Genomic DNA, 16,564 nt, shown 5'->3' with positions numbered 1-16,564 from the left:
GCGCGCCGCCGCTTTAGCCTTCCTCCAGTCCCTCCCGTCCCTGAGGAAGCCAACTGCCTGCTCGTTGCAAGCATTTGCTTCCCTCAGGGGCTGGAGGGACTGACGTTCACTATGCACGCTCGCGGACCGGCGGCGGTTCCGCCCCCGCCGGCACGGTGAGGGGCCCCCGAGGGCAGGGACCGGAGGGCTCCAGGGCGGGGAGGGACCAAGAGTCCAGGGCCTGAACGACAATGAGTCCCTCGAAGTTTTCGCAGGTCAGAGCGTTTAGCGAGCCACTCGAGGGACTGGAGGGACTCAACTCTTCAATTATGAGCTGTACTTGAATATGTGTGCACATGCCCGTACGCGTACGTATCCTCATGCTCTAGCTACGTCATAATTGGGATGTTGAGTCCCTTCAGTCCCTGACTAGAGGCTCACATCGCTCTGACCTGCAGAAATGCCAGGGTCTAAGGCAGGGCCTGAAGGGGCTGATCCAGTCACGGCCCCCCACCGAGGTGAAACGCGTAACAGCCCTGAGACTTCGTCACGAATGCGATTCAAGATCCACTCCGCAGGGGTTTCCGCTCCCGTCCCCCCGGGCCGGGGACGTGTGCGGGGCTTCCGGCGGCACGTGCGGACAGTGGTCATCGTCGAAGGCAGGAGCGGACGGCACCTCGCCGCCAAAGCGGTGGCGGACGACTTCCAAGATGAGGGCGGCCCCCTCGGTCTTCACGACTCTGCCGCCGCCGGCTCAGCAATGACCCACACAATGAACGGGGGAAGTGGCGACCTCAGTGCCGCCTCAGGCCTGCGCCCGTGCTCAGGCGGAGCCCACTCGCGGAGGCTTTGGAGAAAGAAGCGCCTGGGCCAGCACCTCCTCCGGCTTGTTGTCCACGGACAACAAGCGCGCACGAAACAGCGCCGATGCACCGACCTGGGGTGACACCCAAAAGCGGTCCAAGTGGAGCGATTCATGAGCTATCCATGTGCGATTGAATGAGCGATCCGCGTATAGAGTGCGTATCGGAGGTGAGCTCTGTGCCCACTGAGGATGAGCTGCTCAGCGCGGTGGACGCGCTGCTGGAGGAAATCGCTCCCCTTCCCGACCCGGCCGAGCGTCGGCGACTGCGGGGTGCCGCCGGGCTCAGCCAGGCCCAGATCGCGACCGCACTGAAGACCCGTCGAGAGACGGTCGCGAGCTGGGAATCGGGAAAAAACGAACCGAGGCCGCCACAGCGCGCTGCCTACGCCCGGCTCCTGGAGGCTCTCGCCGCGCGGTTCCCTGCCCCCGCGCCCGCGACGCCCGAGCCGGCACCGCCGGAGACGTTCACCGCTCCCGCTCCCCTGCCTGCCCCTGCCCCCCAGGTCGAAGAGCCGGACTCCCCGGCCAATGCAGAGCGTCCGGCATCCGCCGCCAGGCCGAGCACATCATCGCGCCGCCCCAGCGCGGCGAAGGCCGCCCCGGCCAGCACTTCGGCGGGCGGCACCGACCCGCGGTTCGAGAATGGCCCACTGGCCGTCGTCGACGTCGAAGAGGGCCAGCTTCTGGCGTACTGCACCGGCGGCTTGGTCCTGGACGTGCCTGCCAAGAGCCTTCCGGCCCTGGTGGACTGGACGCTCACGGAGGCAAAGCTCGGACAGCCGAAGCTGTCCGGACCGGGCAAGGACGCCGACCCGCTGCTCGTGCTCACCGAGGCCGCACTGGAGCACTACGGCCTTCCCGCCACCCTCACACAGGAAGAGCGGCTCGCCGGGCGACTCCCGGAAGGTCACAAGGTCATCAAGCAGCTGGTCCGCGCCGAGTGGAAGCTGACCAAGCGCGGGTTCGGGCCGTGGGCACGGATCTACCGCCCCGCCCAGGGCTCGGAACGGGCCTGCGTGCAATTGTGCATCCCCTCCTGGCATGCCCTGGACTCCCGTCACTGGGGCGAGGCCGCCCAGCTTCCGCCGGCGCAACTCGCCCGGACCCTGGGCAAGTACGCGGCCCGGGTGATGACACCGCGCGGGTCCACGGCCGTGACCGGTCTGGAGCTGATGACCGCGCTGCACCCGCCGACCCGCGCCTCCGGCCCCGACGCCGACGGCAAGCGGCACTCCGAGCGCAACCCCAGCTCGCTGGGTAAGGACCCAGTGGACTGCGCGCCGTGCGAGGCCCCCGACGGACACCCGCTCCTTGCACACCTGCCGCGCTTCCACGTCCGTGGCCCGGCAGAGAAGCTGTTCGAGGAAGCCTACGACTGGGCGCGGCCAATGACCGATGCCGAATGCACGCTGCGGCACCTGGTCGGCATCGATGTGAACATGGCCTTCGCCGCCGGCGCCAACGGCCTGGTCGTCGGCCTCGGTGCGCCCACGCACGTCAAGACGCCTGTGTTCGACCCGAAGCTGCCCGGCTCCTGGCTGGTGGACCTGTCCCATGTGGACCTGTCCCATGTGAAAGTCGCGAAGGACAGGTGGGTGGACCTGGACGCGAGCCTGCTGCCCAGCCCGTTCACGCCGAAAGGCGAGCGCCCGCAGGGGCCGGCCTGGTACGCGACGCCGACCGTCGCCTACGCGATGGAACTCGGGTACGAAGTCCAGCCGATCGAGGCGTACATCCGATACGAGAACGGCCGCTACCTGGACGCCTGGTACACCCGGCTGCGCGACGCCTTCCTCGCGACGATGGAAGACCTCGGTGTGCACGCGGACATGGCGCCGGACGATTTCCTCGCGGCGATGGACGGCTACCGCAGCCGAGACCCGGAGCTGGCGATCGTGGTGTCCGCGATCAAGGCAACCGTGAAGGGCGGCCTGGGCAAGCTGCGCGAGCGCCCGAGGGGCGAGGGCTGGCGGCCGGGCCAGCCGTGGCGGGCCTTGGCCCGCCCGACGTGGCGGCCGGACATCCGCGCGGCAGTCATCTCCCGCACCCGGATCAACCTGCACCGCAAGATCCTCAAGCATGCGGCGTTCACCGGCCAGTACCCGGTCGCGATCTTGTCCGACTGCGTCGTGTACGCGGCCGGCGGCCCCTCGCCGCTGGACTTCCTGCCCTACCGGGACGGCAAGCCGCTGCCGGGCGGCTTCAAGCTCGGCATCAACCCGGGCCTGGTCAAGCACGAAGGCACTCAAAGCGTCCTGTGGGGCGAAGAGGTCCGCGAGCGGTTCAACGCCCCGGAACTCAACCTCGCCCGCTACATCAAGGACGGCAACATCACCGACGTCGACAACGGAGAGTAGGAGAAGGCGACGATGAGCCTGTTCGGGGACGGCCTGGACACCGCGGTACAGAAAGCCTTCACCCGCCCGGCACCCAAGAGCGCACCCGCGCAGATGCGGTACCTGGTCAAGCAGCTCAAGGGCACCAAGGCCGTCGCCCAGATGCTGCGTATCTCCCAGCGCACCGTCGAGCGGTACGTGAAAGACCAGATCAAGAAGCCCCGCCCGGAACTTGCCGACCGCCTGGAACGCGAGGTCAAAAAGCGCTGGCAGCCACAGATCCGTGCGAGGGCGCGACAGCGGGCGGCGACGACCGGCGGCATCGTCATCGACACCCGCGCCCGCATCGGCTACACCGCACCGATCGGCTCCACCGACGACGCCCGCATCCGCCACCTGACCGTCGCGCTCCCGCCGCGATACGCCGCCCGCCTCTTCGACGCCCAGCAGGCCGGCGCCAGCGACCAGCAGCTGCAGCAGATCGCAGCCGAAGGACTCAAGGACATGTACTTCCAAGACGGCGGCCGCCGCGCCGGCTCCCTGGAGGAGGTCCGCTTCACCGACATCGAACACGTGGAGTTCGACCTGTAAGCTCCGCACCCCGGATAGCCGCACCCCTGGCCCAGGTGCGGAGCACTTCAGCCGGTGCCCGAGCAGGCGAGTAGGCGGAGAGGGCAGGATTCGAACCTGCGTGGGCCCCGAAAGGCCCGACCTTGAGGCGTGCTCGCTGGTCCCCGATCAACCACTCCGGGCACCTCTCCTCGATCCCGGCCCCGGGCTGCTGCCCCGCTGCCGTTCACAGGGACAAGCCTGTCAATCCCTGCTGACGAGGGTCTGATGAGTGCCTGATACGCACCAGGCCACGCGGCCCGATCAGCGGCAACGAGGCCGTCATCCTCGTACTGCCTGACCAGGCAGGCCCAGCCTCTGTGTGTAGCTACACACAGAGGAGACGGTGCAGTCGGCCGTGCGGCCCGTGGCCGGCTTCTCTTCCTCCGTCCTCCTCTGCGGAACCAAGGTCGGCCTCGAGGGCCATACGTTCCATCGCAGCCCCGCCATCGGGCCGTTCGAGCAGTGCGCGAACCAGGTAGGCAGCCTCGGCAGCATCCTCCAGCAAGCGCATGGCGTGCCGGAGCGCAGTAGCAACGGCTGGGTCAGCAACCAGGAGCCGCTGGACCGATCCCATCGTGTCCTCGCGCAGCTCCCGCTCCACACGGTCAGGCGGATACGGCAGCTCCCCCGTCCCCTCGCTTGGCGCCGCTGTCCCGCGGAAGGCGTGCGTGACGGCTTCAGCCAGGCCTAGGCGCAGGCTGTGGGCGTCCATGGTGACCCGGCTGACGTATCGCACCAGATCGTGGGGATCCGCGCAGCTCTCACCTTGTGCAGCACGTGCCTGTCGATACTCGAAAGACGACTCGCTCATGCCCCACATCGTTGCCGACTCCGCCACCGGCGGCGCCCCGCCTACGGCCAACACGAGACGCGACGACCCTGATCGTCCCCTGGCAACAGCCGCTGTACCGAGATCCCCGAGGCAGGGAGAGCGGCAGCCACCGTCATGGGCGCGCCGGACAGATGCCTGCTCGCCCTGAGGCCAGTCGCGGCGGCGGCCTGGCGCTTGGCCTGGGCGCGCACCCGCCGCTGCCAGCGGGCCCGCACTGCGTCGGCCAGGCGGCCTGCGAGGGCTGCGCGGGGGTAGGCGGATCTGGTCCTTCACGTAGCGCTCGACCGTGCGCCGGGAGATGCCCAGCAGCTCGGCCACCGCCCGGGAGCCCTTGAGCTGGCGGACCAGGTAACGCATCTGGGCACCGGCGGACTTCGGGATGGGGCGGGTGAACGCGCGCTGCACGGCCCGGTCCAGGCCGTCGGAGACCATGCCCATCGCAGAGACTTCCTTCGGCTGTACGGGTCAGTAAGGGCCGATCAACGGGTCCGGCAGGCGAAGATGGCGCGGCCTGGGGATCGGCTGCAGGAGGGACGCTCCGCGGGGCTACTGGGTGCCCTAGTCTCCCACCGCAAGCCGTAGCTCTTGTGCAACGTCGAAACGGTTCAGGCCCTCGGCTCGGGCATGGCGGGTGACGGCGTCCTGGGCTAAGCATGCCGCTTCAAACCAGCTCCGGCGTTGGCGAGTGCGGTCGTCGGGGTGGTCGAGCCGTTCCAGCTTGGCGCGTTCGAGGTCGGCGGCCTGCTGCAAGGCGATCAGTGAAGCGGGCAGGCCGGTTCGGCTCGGATCAGCCTCAACGGCGAGCGGGATGGGTGCCGGCTTGTCAGTTGGGCCGGACTCGGCAGTTTCCACCGTCGACGGTGGGGCGGCGGGGGCAAGGGGCTGCAGCGCAGGCCCGGACGCACTGTTTCCGGCCTGGCATGTGGAGCGGTCCGGACTTGCTGTGAGTCGTTCGGGGCTTTCCTGATCGAGCGGAGGAAGCCGATGCCCTGGGCGAGGCCGCGGGATCTCCAGGGGTTCGCTTGGTGCTGCGCGGGATTCGTCGGCACGGTGAGCGTCAGGCGCCGGCACCGCTGTCCGGACTGGCGCTGGGTTGTCGGCTGTGAGCGTCAGTTCCACGCCGTAGATGCCGCGGCGTTCGAGGGGGGCACTGGGGATCCAGGTGTCGTCGCCGAAATTGCACGTGGGGTCAGCGTCTCTGCCGGAAAAGTGGATGTCCTCGTCAGGCGCCTGCTGTTCTTCGGGATCGGTGGGTTCCTCGCTGCTGTAGTCGCTCCACCGGATCCGGTCATCTGCGGAAACCCACATGTAGGCACCAGAACGCCGGTCCTTGCGGGAAGAGGCGAACAAGGGGGTCACGCTGCCGGTGGCCGCACCGATCAGAGTCTGCCCGACGGTGACGCCTCGCGTGTTGCCTTCGTGACCGGTCCATCCGGTGCCTTCGTCGTCCAAGCGGCGAGGGGTGTCCCACTGCAGGTGTACTTTGCCGCAGCCTGTCTTCAACAGAGCGTCCGGACACGGGCGCTCGGCACTCGCGGTGCACCGCCATTCGACGAGAACACGAAAGCCGCCCATCAATGCGAGGTCTGCCGCGTTGCTGATCTCTCGCCAGGTCATCCTCCTAGTCAGCATCCAATTGGACCGGTCGACCAGATGAAACCTGTCGTCGTGGGTGATCCAGTTGGCGACCAGGCCGGCATCGGCGTGGGCCTTTGACCGGCGCAGCACGGTTCCTGCACTGGCGTTGTAGTACTGCGCTTCGCATCCCAAGCTCACCCCACCAGCACCGACGATCGTGACGTCTGGTCGAGACGTCCGGTTCCTGGTGGTCTTCTCCACAAGGATCTCAAGGTCGGCCGCCTGTCCGGTGCGGGCCAGGAAGTCCTTCATCGCCTTGTGCCTGTCGCTCTCCTCTGGTGTCATTTCGTGCGTGGTGGGCAGATGGGCGGCGCGCAGTCGCAGGGCACCGTCTGGGCCGCGGTGCTTCCGTACGTACATGTTCGAACTCTTGATACCGCTGAGTTCAGCCTTGCACTGGCGTCCCTGGCTGCTTTCCACGCAGACAAGGAGTTCCCGATCTCTCGTGGCCACAGGCTGCAGCAGGCTTTCGATCAGTGCGGACAGGCTTGGCCCCGTGCTGCCCAGGCCGAGGTCTTCCTTGTCGAGTTCGAGAATCCGCTGCAGACCGGAATGCCATACACCGTTGGCCACAGATGTCCCCCGCTCGGTAGCAGTGCGTCGAACGCGTCGCTTTCAAGGTAAAGGCCGCCACTGACAATCAGCTCTGGGTCAGGCAGCGTTGGCGTATTCGCGCTGCAGCCAGCAAGGTTCCGGTCGGGGGCGCAACTGGTCTTTGGTCTAGTGCTGCACGGTCCGCTGAAGGGTGTGGAACAGCAGCGCTGCCGCGCAAATGCCTTGAGTTGCTTGACCAGGTAACGCGTCTGCGTGCCTGGGGACGGGGCGGGTGAAGGCCTGCGGCAGGGGACCGCTCACTGTTCGCCACTGCCCGTGCGATGGCTCTTCTCTCGGTCGGCTGCACGCCCCTGTGCGGGCCGATCACCCGGCCCAGCGAGGGATTCAACACAGGACGGGTGATCGACTGCGAGAGGGGTGCTCGGGGGGCTCTACGGCCTGCTGGGCTGGATCAGGTCTGGGCCATGTCGACGAATCGGGAGTAGTGGCCCTGGAAGGCCGCCGTGATCGTGGCGGTGGGCCCGTTGCGGTGCTTGGCCACGATCAGGTCGGCCTCACCGGCGCGGGGGGAGTCCTTCTCGTAGTGATCCTCGCGGTGCAGCAGGATGACCATGTCGGCGTCCTGTTCGATTGCGCCGGACTCCCTGAGGTCGGAGACGACGGGCTTTTTGTCGGTGCGCTGCTCGGGGCCACGGTTCAGCTGCGACAGGGCGACGAGGGGGACCTCGAGTTCTTTCGCCAGCAGCTTGAGGTTCCGGGAGATCTTGGAGACTTCCTGCTGCCGGTTCTCGCTGCGGGTGTCGGGCTCCATCAGCTGGATGTAGTCGACGACGATCAGGGCCAGGCCGTTCTTCGCCTTCCTCTTCCGTGCCCGGGCGCGGATGTAGTTCAGGGTGATGTTGGGGGAGTCGTCGATGAACAGCGGTGCGGCCTGGATGTCCGGCATGCGGCGGGCGAGGCGGCTCCAGTCGTCCTCGGTCATCGTGCCGAGCCGCATGTGGTGCAGGGCGACGCGGGCCTCTGCGGAGTTGATGCGCATGGCGATCTCGTTGCGGCCCATCTCCAGGGAGAAGATCTGGCTGGGCATGCCGTGCCTGATCGAGGCGGCCCGGGCGAAGTCGATGGCGAGCGTGGACTTGCCCATGGCGGGGCGGGCGGCGATGACGACGAACTGGCCGGGCTGGAGACCGCCGGTGAGGGCGTCGAAGTCGCGAAGGCCGGTGGGGACGCCGGTCATCTCGCCCTTGTGGTTCTGGATGCGTTCGAGCTCGTCGAGCATGCCTTCCATGACGTCGCCGAGGGGGACGTCCTCCTCCTCGGCCTTGGAGACCTCGGTGGCCGTGTAGACGGCGGTCTGGGCCTGGTTGCAGATGTCGGCGAGTTCACCTTCCTGCGCGTAGGCGAGGGCGGTGATGCGCTGGCCGGCCTGTGCCAGGCCGCGCAGGACGGCTTTCTCGTGGACGATGCCCGCGTAGTGCTCGGCGTTCGTGGCGACGGGGATCGTCTGGGCCAGCTGGTGGAGGTAGGTGGCGCCGCCCACCTTGCTGATCTCTCCGCGTTTGGTCAGCTCGTCGGACACCGTGATCGGATCGACGGGCTCGCCCTTGCCGTAGACGTGGACGATCGCCCGGAAGATCATCTCGTGTTTCGGCGCGGCGAACTGCTCGGCTTTCAGGACACCGAGGACGTCGTCGATGGCATCCGCGGACAACAGCATGCCGCCGAGGACGGCCTGCTCAGCCTCTTGATCGTGCAGGGGCTGCCGCTCAAAGCTATCGCTGTCGGCAGCGCTACGGGCCTGCGGGAGTACGCTCACAGTAGATCTCCGCTCTGGGGTCTATGCGGCGGCAGGGGCCTTGCTACGGGCTCCCCTGCCGCCGCTCTGCTGCTGGGCTCAGGCGTGGGTCGGCTGCTTGGGGACGTAACCGGGGTGGCAGTGGCACTTCACCCAGCCGTCCGCGGTCTCACGCATCCGCTCCGCCGCGGACATCGGCTCGCGGCCGTCGTTGCACTCCCCGCACCACTGCTTACGAACCGCGGCAGGCCGGGCCGCGGCCTCCGGATTCATCTGCGCGTGCTTCACCAGGTCCGTCCAGCCCTTTGCCCCCAGCTCGCCGGCCAGGGTGCACAGGTTGCCGACGGACCGGCCCACAGAGAGCAGGCCCTCGGCAGCCGCATGGACGGAGCGAACGACATCCGGGCGAGGCGGCAGGCCGGCCGTGGACATGAAGGCTGCGATGTAGGCATCGACCACCCTGTCCGCATCGCTCGGCACGCCGACCACGGGCTCCCGCTCAGCCAAGGCCTCCCCGGGCGCAGCGGCTTCTCTCTCTTCCCTGCCGTCGCCAGACCCTCCGGCGTCACCACAGAGAGAGTCTTCAACAACAGTCTCTTCCTTAAAGAGAGCCCCCCCCTGAGCGGTCCCCGCTCGACCGACCCGTCGGTTAAGGGGGGTCGGTCGCGGGTCGGTGTTTTCGCAGGTGGGACCGACACCCCCCTTCGGGGAGGCCGGTCGCGGGTCGGTGTTTTCGCAGGTGGGACCGACACCCCCCTTCGGGGAGGCCGGTCGCACGGTGCGCAGCAGGCCCGTGGCCCTGGGGTCCAAGCGCTCCGGCTCGACGCGGTAGCTCTTCACGTTGTCCCTGGACAGCACCTCTGCGACCATCTCGGCCACGTCCTCGGCGGTGAACGCCAGCGAGTCGACGCTGAACTCCGTGTACCAGGTACCGCCGCGCTTGACGGTGACCTTCCCGGTCACCTCGTCCTCGACCTGCTCCGTGACCGAGCGCTGCACCTTGATCTTGACGACGAACGCGGCCTCCACCAGTGCCCGCATCGCACCCGAGAGTGCTTTCTCGCCCTCGCTGTAGACCTGAGTCAGACGCTCGACGGTGACGTGCTCCCCGTCCTGCGCCCGGATCAGCCGGGTCAACAGCCCTACGGCCAGGATCGAGGGCAGAGTGTCGATCGCCTCGTTGTCGACCGACGCAAACCGGCGAGGCCGCGATACACGCTTCTTCACCGAGCCACCTCCGACCCGCGGTACGCGCGAAGGCCGGTGCCGGTCGAGACGGACACCCAAGGCGTGGCACTTACGCCCCGGGAGAGGGGTGCGGTCCGCGTAGCGGGCGGACGGCAGAACGGGCGGTTCAAGTGGTACATCTCCCCAGGTAGGGGAGCCGTGACCAGCAAATGTGACTTAGCCAAACCCTGAAGTAGTGGCGTTGCGCAATCTGATGCGCATACTCTGGGTATAGGTGACCACGCGGGCTCTAGGGCCCACGGGCATCACCCGGCAGATGAGGTCACCTCGCTGCTCACGACTCAAAGCTTTCGCGGGCTGGTGAGTCGATTCGCTAGGAAGCGGTCCTGTTGTGGCGACAGGGCCGCTTCGGCGTTTCCTAGGGGGTCAGTCGAAGCCGTACACCTCAGCCTGCTTTCGCAAGGTCGGAGCCGAGCGCTGCCTCGGGGTGCTTGTCGGCCCATCCCTTGAGCAAGCGGAGGTATGCGTCGCGATGCCGCCGACGCGGCATGGACTGACCGTTCTCCCAGCGCAGGAACGCCATCCGGTGTACGCCGAAGGCTTGAGCGACCTCTTCCTGAGTGAGCCCAGAGGCCTTCCGGAGTCTGGCCCGGACCTCAGGAGAAGGAAGGACGTCAGCGGGCCGACTGAGCAGCGCGTCCACAGCTTCGTTCAGATCATTCATCACTCCCCCTTCCTTGTGATCTCAAACTGTACATAGAAAGCAGCTCCGGGTAGAGCATTTGAGGACATGTCAGCTGCGAGTAGTTCTACATCGCAGTCTGTAGGGGTGGGCGGTCTCAAGCATCTGCGCAGCTAGCGCCGTAGGTAAAGTCGCCCACATGCCCTTCGCTCTCTTCGACCTCGACGGCACGCTGGCCGGCCGGCAGTCGGCGCTCAGCGACGCCGTTACCGGCCTGTGCGAGACGCATGCCTTCGCTCCGGACACCGAACAGTGGCTGCGTAGCGAGCTGGCCGACCGCGCGAGCGCTGCCGACTTCGGCCGGCTGCGGGAAGCCTTCGGCTTGGCGGTGCCCGCCGGGCAGCTGTGGCAGGACTACGTCGATCTCATGGCGGCCGCCGTCACTTGCCGCCCCGAGGTCCTCGAGGGCCTGGCCCGCCTGCGCACGGCCGCGTGGACGATCGGCATCGTCACCAACGGGGCCAGTGACATCCAGCGAGCCAAGATCGCTGCTACCGGGCTTGCCGCCTTGGTCGACGGCGTCGCGGTCTCGGGCGACCTGGAGATCCGCAAGCCAGACCCACGCCTCTACGAACTCGCGGCATCCCGTTGTGGCGTGCTCCTCGCGGACGGCGGCTGGATGGTTGGCGACAACCCGGCCGGGGACATTGGTGGCGGCCAACAGGCCGGCCTGCGCACCATCTGGCTGCGCGGCCGACCATGGCCGGACGACCTTCCCGTCGCGCACCACGTCGTTGACGACGTCACTGACGCTATCGCCATCCTGCTCACCGAGACGGAGTAGCACCGTGGACCAGCCGACCGTCGGCATCCTCCACCCCGGCAGCATGGGCGCTGCTGTGGCAGCCTGCGCCGCAACGAACGCGGCCACGGTCTTGTGGTGCGAGGCCGGACGCAGCCCCGCAACTGTCGCGCGCGCCGAGACCTTCGGGCTCACCGGGGTGCCCACGCTGGCGGAGCTGCTGGATCGCAGCGACATCGTCATCAGCCTCTGCCCGCCGGCCGTTGCCGAAGACATCGCCCGCGACGTCGCATCGCACGGCTTCACCCAAGTGTATGTGGAGGCTAACGCGATCAACCCCCAGCGGGTGCAGCGGATTGCCGCACTGCTCGAACCAGGTGCGGCCGTCGTGGACGGTGGTGTCGTCGGCTCCCCACCCGTCGCTGGCAAGACGCCGACCCTGTACCTGTCCGGCCCTGCCGCCGCGACCGAACGGATCGAGGTGCTGTTCGCGGGCACGGCCGTGCAGACGAAGGTCCTGGGCGCCGAGATTGGGAAGGCGTCCGCGCTGAAGCTGGCGTACGCCAGCTTCCAGAAGACGTCGCGAGTGCTGGTGGCGCTCGCGGTCGGCATGGCACGGGAGCACGGCGTCGACCAGGAGCTCATCGAGGTCGCCTCCCGGCGCACCGACTCGTACCTGTCTGAGCCGCAGTACATCACCAAGACCGCGGCCCGTGCCTGGCGCTGGGGCCCGGAGCTGGAGGAGGCTGCCGACGCGCTCACGGCCGCCGGCCTTCCGCCGGAGATGCTGCTTGCAGCCGCGTCCACGCTGGCACGGTGGGACGACGCCAAGGACGACGGCAAGCTCACGCTCACCGACGCCCTGGACCGACTCGCCCAGCCGTAATCCGCGCTCATGCCGTCGCTGCTCCCGCCCGCTGCGCCAGTAGTTGGTCGATGAGACGTGCCGCGTCCTGCGGTGCCGACGTCGTGGTGTCCACTATCAGGTCCCAGACCATGCCCGGGTGTGCGTCCAGATCCTCGCGGGTCGCGTCCCACGCCGCCAGGCGCGCTGCGGTGTCGCTGTCGCCGCGCCTCGCCGACCGCAGCTCGGTTACCTCGCGCGAGCACCACAGCAGCACTACCGACCAGTCGGCCGAGCAGCCGTCGACCAGCGCTTGGATGCCGTCGACCTGCCCGAGGTGTACTACGGGCACCCCGGCCGCGAACGCGGCGTCGACGCCGGGCCGGTCGATCGCGTACGTGTTGCCGTAACGGTGGTTCGCGTAGACCACGTCGCCCGCAGCCTCCAGCTCGCGCAGCTGCTCCGTCGTGCCCATTCGGTAGCTGGTCGTCTTGCCCGTCCCGACCTTGAGCCGTGCGAATTGCGCGTACCGCGGGCTCAGCTCTGTGAGAGCCGTGGTGACGGTGTCCTTGCCTGCCGCCGGCGGGCCGTACAAGATCACGCCCTGCCGTTCGGTCATGCGCTCATCGCTCCCATCGCCTGCCGAGCCTGATCGGCGAGCGACACCGCGGTGCCCAAGCGATTGTCGACGACTAGGTGCGGCACCGCCGGACGCAGGTCCAGGTTGATGGTCGACATGTACTCGTCCCACCGGGCGAGCTTCCAGGCGTCGCGGGCCGCGGAGCGGAAGGTGATGTACTCGCGCATCGACTCCTCATCGCAGCGCACCCACACGGGGAAGACGTCGACGCCCATGGACGAGGCCCGGTTGGACAGGCGCTGCATCCAGTCCGGATCGGTCAGCTCGGAGATGAACGGCGCGCTCAGCACCGTACTGATCCCGCACTTGATGTTGGCCATGGCTGACTGCATGAGGCAGTCGTACTCCACAGACCGGACACGCTCCCGATAGAGGTCCGTGTGTCGGTCGTTCGGGTCGCCGCCCAGAGCCACCAGGAGCCGTTCCACAAGCGGACGCGTGAGTGGGTCTTTGTCGAGCAGGGGCCAGCCGGTGAGTTGGACGAAGAAGCGAGCGAGCTCCGTCTTGCCGGAGCCGGCATACCCGCCGACCAGGATCAGGACCGGGCGGTGAGGGTCGCCGCCGGTGTGCCGACGCTTCCACGCGTCAATGATGCGCTGCTGAAGGGCGAAGTGGTCGGCATCATCGCTGCCGGGGGCAATGCGGTGGATCGCGCGCTCGACAGCGAGGACGTGCGCGCCGTTAAGGCGGTCGTCCATCGGAGTCAATTTGAATGATGTCTCTTCCCCGGGTAGAGCGTTGCGGAAGCCGAGGTCCGGCTCGGTGGCCCTGTAGAGCAAGCAGTACGCGCGCCGATAGTGAGGCCCTGGGTAGATCTCACCCTGCTCGTGCTGCCACAAGGTCTGTGGATTCGCCGCAGGGATTCCCTTGAGCTTCGCCTGCTCGGCAACTTCTCGAAGTCGTTCGCCGGCCTTCTCCAGGGTTAGACCATGCGCCTCCCGCTGTTCGCGCAGTCTGTCTGGGCTCCACCCTGCGCGGTACTTGCCCACCTGGTTTCCCTCCGTCGAAGTGATGGCTGTGAGCCTAGGCGGCGGGCCTCAAGTCCCATGTGTACGTGGATGTTGAAAACCCGTGAAGTGGCATGTGCACGGGCTTCGACATGGCGTTGTGATGTTGATTTTCCAGCGTTGCCGATGTGATGGATCTCGTCAGTTCTTGAGACGGGAGGCAAGGATGGGTGGGCTGAAGTGGTCAGGCATCTCTCGCCTCCAGCTGTTCCAGACGCCGCGTCAAGTCGGCCACCTTTTCCTCCAGATGCTGGATCGCGAGGGCAGTCTGATCACCCACGGACCCGACAGCCGTCTCTCGGATGTAGGACCCACGGCCCTGGTGGGAGTAGATGACACCGTCCGAGCGAAGCTCAGCGAGTGCTCTCTGAACGGTCCCGGGGGCCACCTTGTAGCGGTTCGCCAGCTCTCGTGTGCTGGGCAGCTTGTCATTACCTGCCAACCGGCCAAGCCTGACCTCATCCTTCACGTCTTGCACGATGCGTTGATAAGGCTGCAGGTCGTCGGCCGTCATGACCCACATCGTAGGTCCCCCTCACTAGATTAGACAGCTTCGCTAGCTTAGTTGACACAGTCGCATTCGTGCTGCACTGTGTCATTAAACCTAGCTAAGTTGGCTAGGTTGTCGACGCCTGGAGGGCCCGAGGGCTCGATAGAAGCGCCAGCTGGTTGAGAACTCCACAGCGTGATCCACCACATCAGTACGGTCGTGTCCGCGCCGGCCGAGGTGAGTGGAGACCCGTCGTGAGGCGCCATCCCCTCTGGTGGTGGCAGTCGGCACGCATCGATCCGGTGGGCGCCCCCCTTGGGGGCGGTCTGGGCAAGAACTGCCAGGCGCTCATTACTACCGGGGAGTGCGGAGGGCCAGCACCTTCACGACGCTAAAGAACGACGCGGCACACCTTGATCGCAGATGACCTTTCCGGACAGATCTCCCGGGCGGCGAGCGGTCCGCGTCTCTCTGAGATCTGGCGCCCCCCCCGGGCGCCGCGCAGCTTCGCAGCCCTGTGCTGCCCGCCGTCGACCGTGCCTTTGCGGGTTCGGTGGTCGGCGGAGTGCGCAGGACGCACTGCCCCGCCACGGTGCGGGGCCCGCATGCGACGGCCCCCCAGGGATGCAGCCCTGGGGGGGCCTTGTCGCAGGTCACCCACACGAGAGGACTGACCTACATGCACAGCATCGCATCCCGCCCGATCCGCCCGAGCGTCCAGAACGAGATCGGGCCCCGCCGCCCTGGTGCCATCTACCAGAACACCGACGGCCGGTTCGAGGTCCTGGCGCTCGTCACGACGTCGGCCGATGCCGCGCAGCTGCTGCGCAGGACTGCCGCCCGGTGGGCGGTCATCGTCCGCGACACTCTCCGCCCCGACGGCCAGCCCTTCGCCGTCGGCACCGTCTGGACCGACAGCGACTACCTGATCCGCCCCGCCGCGGAGTCGAGCGTGTACGCGCCTGCTGCCTGACGATCCGCCACGGCCCCTCTCCCGCCCCGCCAGAGCGCGCGAACTAGGGGGCGGGAGGAGGGCCGTGGCTGGCCGTCCGGCCAGCCAGCAGGCGACAGCCCCGGAGCTCTGACCCTCCGGGGCTGTCCGGTCACCAGGAAGCGAGAGTTCCCATGACCACAGCGATCATGACACGCCCCGCAACCCGCACATCACGGGCCGCCGCCAATCTCGAGTACGCATGCGGCCGGTGCAACGGCTGGCACGCCGGCGTCTGCCCCGCCGCCGCGTACCGTCAGCTCAATGACCTTCTGACGCGGATGGTGCGCGAGAGCGACGCCCGGATCCCGGCCGGCCGGCGGGCGCGCCGCACGCTGCAGGAGATGATGCCCGGCTTCGAGCGGCAGCCGGTGCTGACCCTGCACCGTCCGGTGATGGCCGATGACGCCTGCCCGATGTGCGGCAGGTGGTTGTGCAAGGGAGGCAGCGACTGCAAGCCCTCCGCCACCGCTTCCGCGCCCTCTGCGGTGCCGCCCACCGCGTCCGGCGGCGGCCAGTGCAGCAGGTGCGGGGGCTGGTTCGAGGGCTGGAACGGCGGTATCTGCGGCGCCTGCAGGTAGCTGGCATGCCGCACCTCATAGAAGCGGCTCGGGCGGCACATCAGCGCGCCGCCCGAGTCGCTGCCGCAGTCGGCCCCACGCACCCGCTCACCCGGCTCTTGCTCGCGGCCGCCGCCGCATGGGATGCCGGGCACCGCGTCACCGACCTGCACCCCGCCCGCCGGCACCACCGAGGAGGACGGGCCCGTGGCTGACGACCTGTACGAGCGCTACCAAGCCGCCCACCGCGCCTACCAGCAGCACGCCGACCCCTGCGCCCGCTGCACCCGCAATCTCCCCGGATGCCCGGCGGGCAAGCGGCTGCGCGAGACCTTCGAGCGGCTGCAAGACGCCTACACCAACCGGCTGAAACGCCCCGGGCGCTGACCGACCACCGCGCGACCGACACCGCCACCTCTGTCGGTCACCTGACCGGCTCGGCCCGCCGCTGCTAGCGGTGGGCCGAGCCGGTCATCACTCTCTTGGCCTTTGGAGGACCCAATGCGTACCTCGACCCTGCCGAACTCGACCGAGCCGACCCGCCAGCCTCGCTCCCTGTGCCTGCACATCCCGGCCTGCCTGACCGCGCAGAGCCCGGACCGGGAAGCCGCGCACGTCGTGGCCGCTCACCCGGAGCAGGGCTGGAGCCTGCTGTGCAACGGCGTCCTGATCTTCGAGGACACCGGCGAACTCCTCCCCGACGGCCGGGCCATCGCGCCGCACCGGTCCGCCGCCTTCGCCTGAGTTT

15 protein-coding genes and 3 pseudogenes are annotated in these 16,564 nt (G+C 67.9%); 7 read left to right on the top strand and 11 right to left on the bottom strand.

The window, feature by feature from the left end; all coding sequences use genetic code 11:
- The first annotated feature begins 1,020 nt into the window (after positions 1 to 1,020).
- Entirely contained in the window at positions 1,021 to 3,201 is a 2,181-nt protein-coding gene (gene tap / locus ACZ7FF_RS39710; RefSeq protein ID WP_470818931.1) for a telomere-associated protein Tap, read from the top strand.
- A gap of 12 nt (positions 3,202 to 3,213) precedes the next feature.
- Positions 3,214 to 3,771 carry a telomere-protecting terminal protein Tpg gene (tpg, locus tag ACZ7FF_RS39705; protein WP_470818929.1) on the top strand — a complete coding sequence of 186 codons (558 nt, stop codon included), beginning with the start codon at positions 3,214 to 3,216 and terminating at the stop codon, positions 3,769 to 3,771.
- 75 nt (positions 3,772 to 3,846) lie between these two features.
- Here tpg (ACZ7FF_RS39705) and ACZ7FF_RS39700 read toward each other — a convergent pair.
- From ACZ7FF_RS39700 to ACZ7FF_RS39670, 7 genes and pseudogenes are all read right to left on the bottom strand, one after another.
- Positions 3,847 to 3,941 (bottom strand): annotated as a pseudogene (locus tag ACZ7FF_RS39700).
- 176 nt (positions 3,942 to 4,117) lie between these two features.
- The gene (locus tag ACZ7FF_RS39695; protein WP_470818927.1) at positions 4,118 to 4,603 is read right to left on the bottom strand and encodes a hypothetical protein; all 486 of its coding nucleotides are present in this window, start codon (positions 4,601 to 4,603) and stop codon (positions 4,118 to 4,120) included.
- A gap of 167 nt (positions 4,604 to 4,770) precedes the next feature.
- Positions 4,771 to 5,062 (bottom strand): annotated as a pseudogene (gene tpg, locus ACZ7FF_RS39690) (telomere-protecting terminal protein Tpg); the annotation flags it as partial.
- A 120-nt stretch (positions 5,063 to 5,182) separates the two neighbouring features.
- Complete coding sequence (locus ACZ7FF_RS39685; RefSeq protein WP_470818926.1) at positions 5,183 to 6,835, bottom strand: hypothetical protein; 1,653 nt, start codon at positions 6,833 to 6,835, stop codon at positions 5,183 to 5,185.
- A gap of 433 nt (positions 6,836 to 7,268) precedes the next feature.
- Positions 7,269 to 8,591: pseudogene (gene dnaB, locus ACZ7FF_RS39680) on the bottom strand (replicative DNA helicase); the annotation flags it as partial.
- A 120-nt stretch (positions 8,592 to 8,711) separates the two neighbouring features.
- Complete coding sequence (locus ACZ7FF_RS39675; protein WP_470818924.1) at positions 8,712 to 9,839, bottom strand: hypothetical protein; 1,128 nt, start codon at positions 9,837 to 9,839, stop codon at positions 8,712 to 8,714.
- A 406-nt stretch (positions 9,840 to 10,245) separates the two neighbouring features.
- The gene (locus ACZ7FF_RS39670) at positions 10,246 to 10,524 is read right to left on the bottom strand and encodes a helix-turn-helix domain-containing protein (protein WP_470818922.1); all 279 of its coding nucleotides are present in this window, start codon (positions 10,522 to 10,524) and stop codon (positions 10,246 to 10,248) included.
- Positions 10,525 to 10,681: 157 nt separating this feature from the next.
- Here ACZ7FF_RS39670 and ACZ7FF_RS39665 point away from each other — a divergent pair, with 157 nt between their 5' ends.
- Both ACZ7FF_RS39665 and ACZ7FF_RS39660 read left to right on the top strand, forming a co-directional pair.
- Complete coding sequence (locus ACZ7FF_RS39665) at positions 10,682 to 11,326, top strand: HAD family hydrolase (protein WP_470818921.1); 645 nt, start codon at positions 10,682 to 10,684, stop codon at positions 11,324 to 11,326.
- 4 nt (positions 11,327 to 11,330) lie between these two features.
- Complete coding sequence (locus ACZ7FF_RS39660) at positions 11,331 to 12,170, top strand: NAD(P)-dependent oxidoreductase (RefSeq protein ID WP_470818919.1); 840 nt, start codon at positions 11,331 to 11,333, stop codon at positions 12,168 to 12,170.
- A 7-nt stretch (positions 12,171 to 12,177) separates the two neighbouring features.
- Here ACZ7FF_RS39660 and ACZ7FF_RS39655 read toward each other — a convergent pair whose 3' ends face one another.
- The 3 genes from ACZ7FF_RS39655 to ACZ7FF_RS39645 form a co-directional block, all read right to left on the bottom strand.
- Positions 12,178 to 12,747 (bottom strand): phosphotransferase-like protein, encoded by a 570-nt coding sequence (locus tag ACZ7FF_RS39655; RefSeq protein WP_470818918.1) that lies wholly within the window; start codon positions 12,745 to 12,747, stop codon positions 12,178 to 12,180.
- Positions 12,744 to 13,757 carry an AAA family ATPase gene (locus ACZ7FF_RS39650; RefSeq protein WP_470818916.1) on the bottom strand — a complete coding sequence of 338 codons (1,014 nt, stop codon included), beginning with the start codon at positions 13,755 to 13,757 and terminating at the stop codon, positions 12,744 to 12,746. The genes ACZ7FF_RS39655 and ACZ7FF_RS39650 overlap by 4 nt, the downstream gene beginning before the upstream one ends.
- 202 nt (positions 13,758 to 13,959) lie before the next feature.
- On the bottom strand, positions 13,960 to 14,289 hold the full coding sequence (locus ACZ7FF_RS39645) for a GntR family transcriptional regulator (RefSeq protein WP_470818914.1): 330 nt from the start codon (positions 14,287 to 14,289) through the stop codon (positions 13,960 to 13,962).
- Positions 14,290 to 14,944: 655 nt separating this feature from the next.
- Between ACZ7FF_RS39645 and ACZ7FF_RS39640 the strand changes: the two genes are divergently transcribed.
- Positions 14,945 to 15,238, top strand: coding sequence for a hypothetical protein (locus tag ACZ7FF_RS39640; protein WP_470818913.1), 294 nt, complete (start codon positions 14,945 to 14,947; stop codon positions 15,236 to 15,238).
- 274 nt (positions 15,239 to 15,512) lie between these two features.
- On the opposite strand, the gene ACZ7FF_RS39635 is transcribed toward ACZ7FF_RS39640, so the two are convergent.
- On the bottom strand, positions 15,513 to 15,989 hold the full coding sequence (locus ACZ7FF_RS39635; protein WP_470818911.1) for a hypothetical protein: 477 nt from the start codon (positions 15,987 to 15,989) through the stop codon (positions 15,513 to 15,515).
- Between the two features lie 34 nt (positions 15,990 to 16,023).
- Between ACZ7FF_RS39635 and ACZ7FF_RS39630 the strand changes: the two genes are divergently transcribed.
- Both ACZ7FF_RS39630 and ACZ7FF_RS39625 read left to right on the top strand, forming a co-directional pair.
- Positions 16,024 to 16,203 (top strand): hypothetical protein, encoded by a 180-nt coding sequence (locus ACZ7FF_RS39630; RefSeq protein ID WP_470818907.1) that lies wholly within the window; start codon positions 16,024 to 16,026, stop codon positions 16,201 to 16,203.
- Between the two features lie 168 nt (positions 16,204 to 16,371).
- Positions 16,372 to 16,560 (top strand): DUF5999 family protein, encoded by a 189-nt coding sequence (locus tag ACZ7FF_RS39625; RefSeq protein ID WP_470818978.1) that lies wholly within the window; start codon positions 16,372 to 16,374, stop codon positions 16,558 to 16,560.
- Positions 16,561 to 16,564: the final 4 nt, after the last annotated feature.

The sequence above is a fragment of the Streptomyces sp. NPDC037126 genome, from assembly GCF_055605965.1.
This window is presented reverse-complemented; position numbering and strand designations above follow the sequence as displayed.

Excerpts from the sequence above, each read along its gene's own strand:
- tpg (WP_470818929.1), top strand. The coding sequence starts at position 3,214 with ATGAGCCTGTTCGGGGACGGCCTGGACACCGCGGTACAGAAAGCCTTC.
- ACZ7FF_RS39695 (WP_470818927.1), bottom strand. The coding sequence starts at position 4,603 with ATGAGCGAGTCGTCTTTCGAGTATCGACAGGCACGTGCTGCACAAGGT.
- ACZ7FF_RS39670 (WP_470818922.1), bottom strand. The coding sequence starts at position 10,524 with ATGAATGATCTGAACGAAGCTGTGGACGCGCTGCTCAGTCGGCCCGCT.
- ACZ7FF_RS39665 (WP_470818921.1), top strand. The coding sequence starts at position 10,682 with ATGCCCTTCGCTCTCTTCGACCTCGACGGCACGCTGGCCGGCCGGCAG.
- ACZ7FF_RS39655 (WP_470818918.1), bottom strand. The coding sequence starts at position 12,747 with ATGACCGAACGGCAGGGCGTGATCTTGTACGGCCCGCCGGCGGCAGGC.
- ACZ7FF_RS39645 (WP_470818914.1), bottom strand. The coding sequence starts at position 14,289 with ATGACGGCCGACGACCTGCAGCCTTATCAACGCATCGTGCAAGACGTG.
- ACZ7FF_RS39640 (WP_470818913.1), top strand. The coding sequence starts at position 14,945 with ATGCACAGCATCGCATCCCGCCCGATCCGCCCGAGCGTCCAGAACGAG.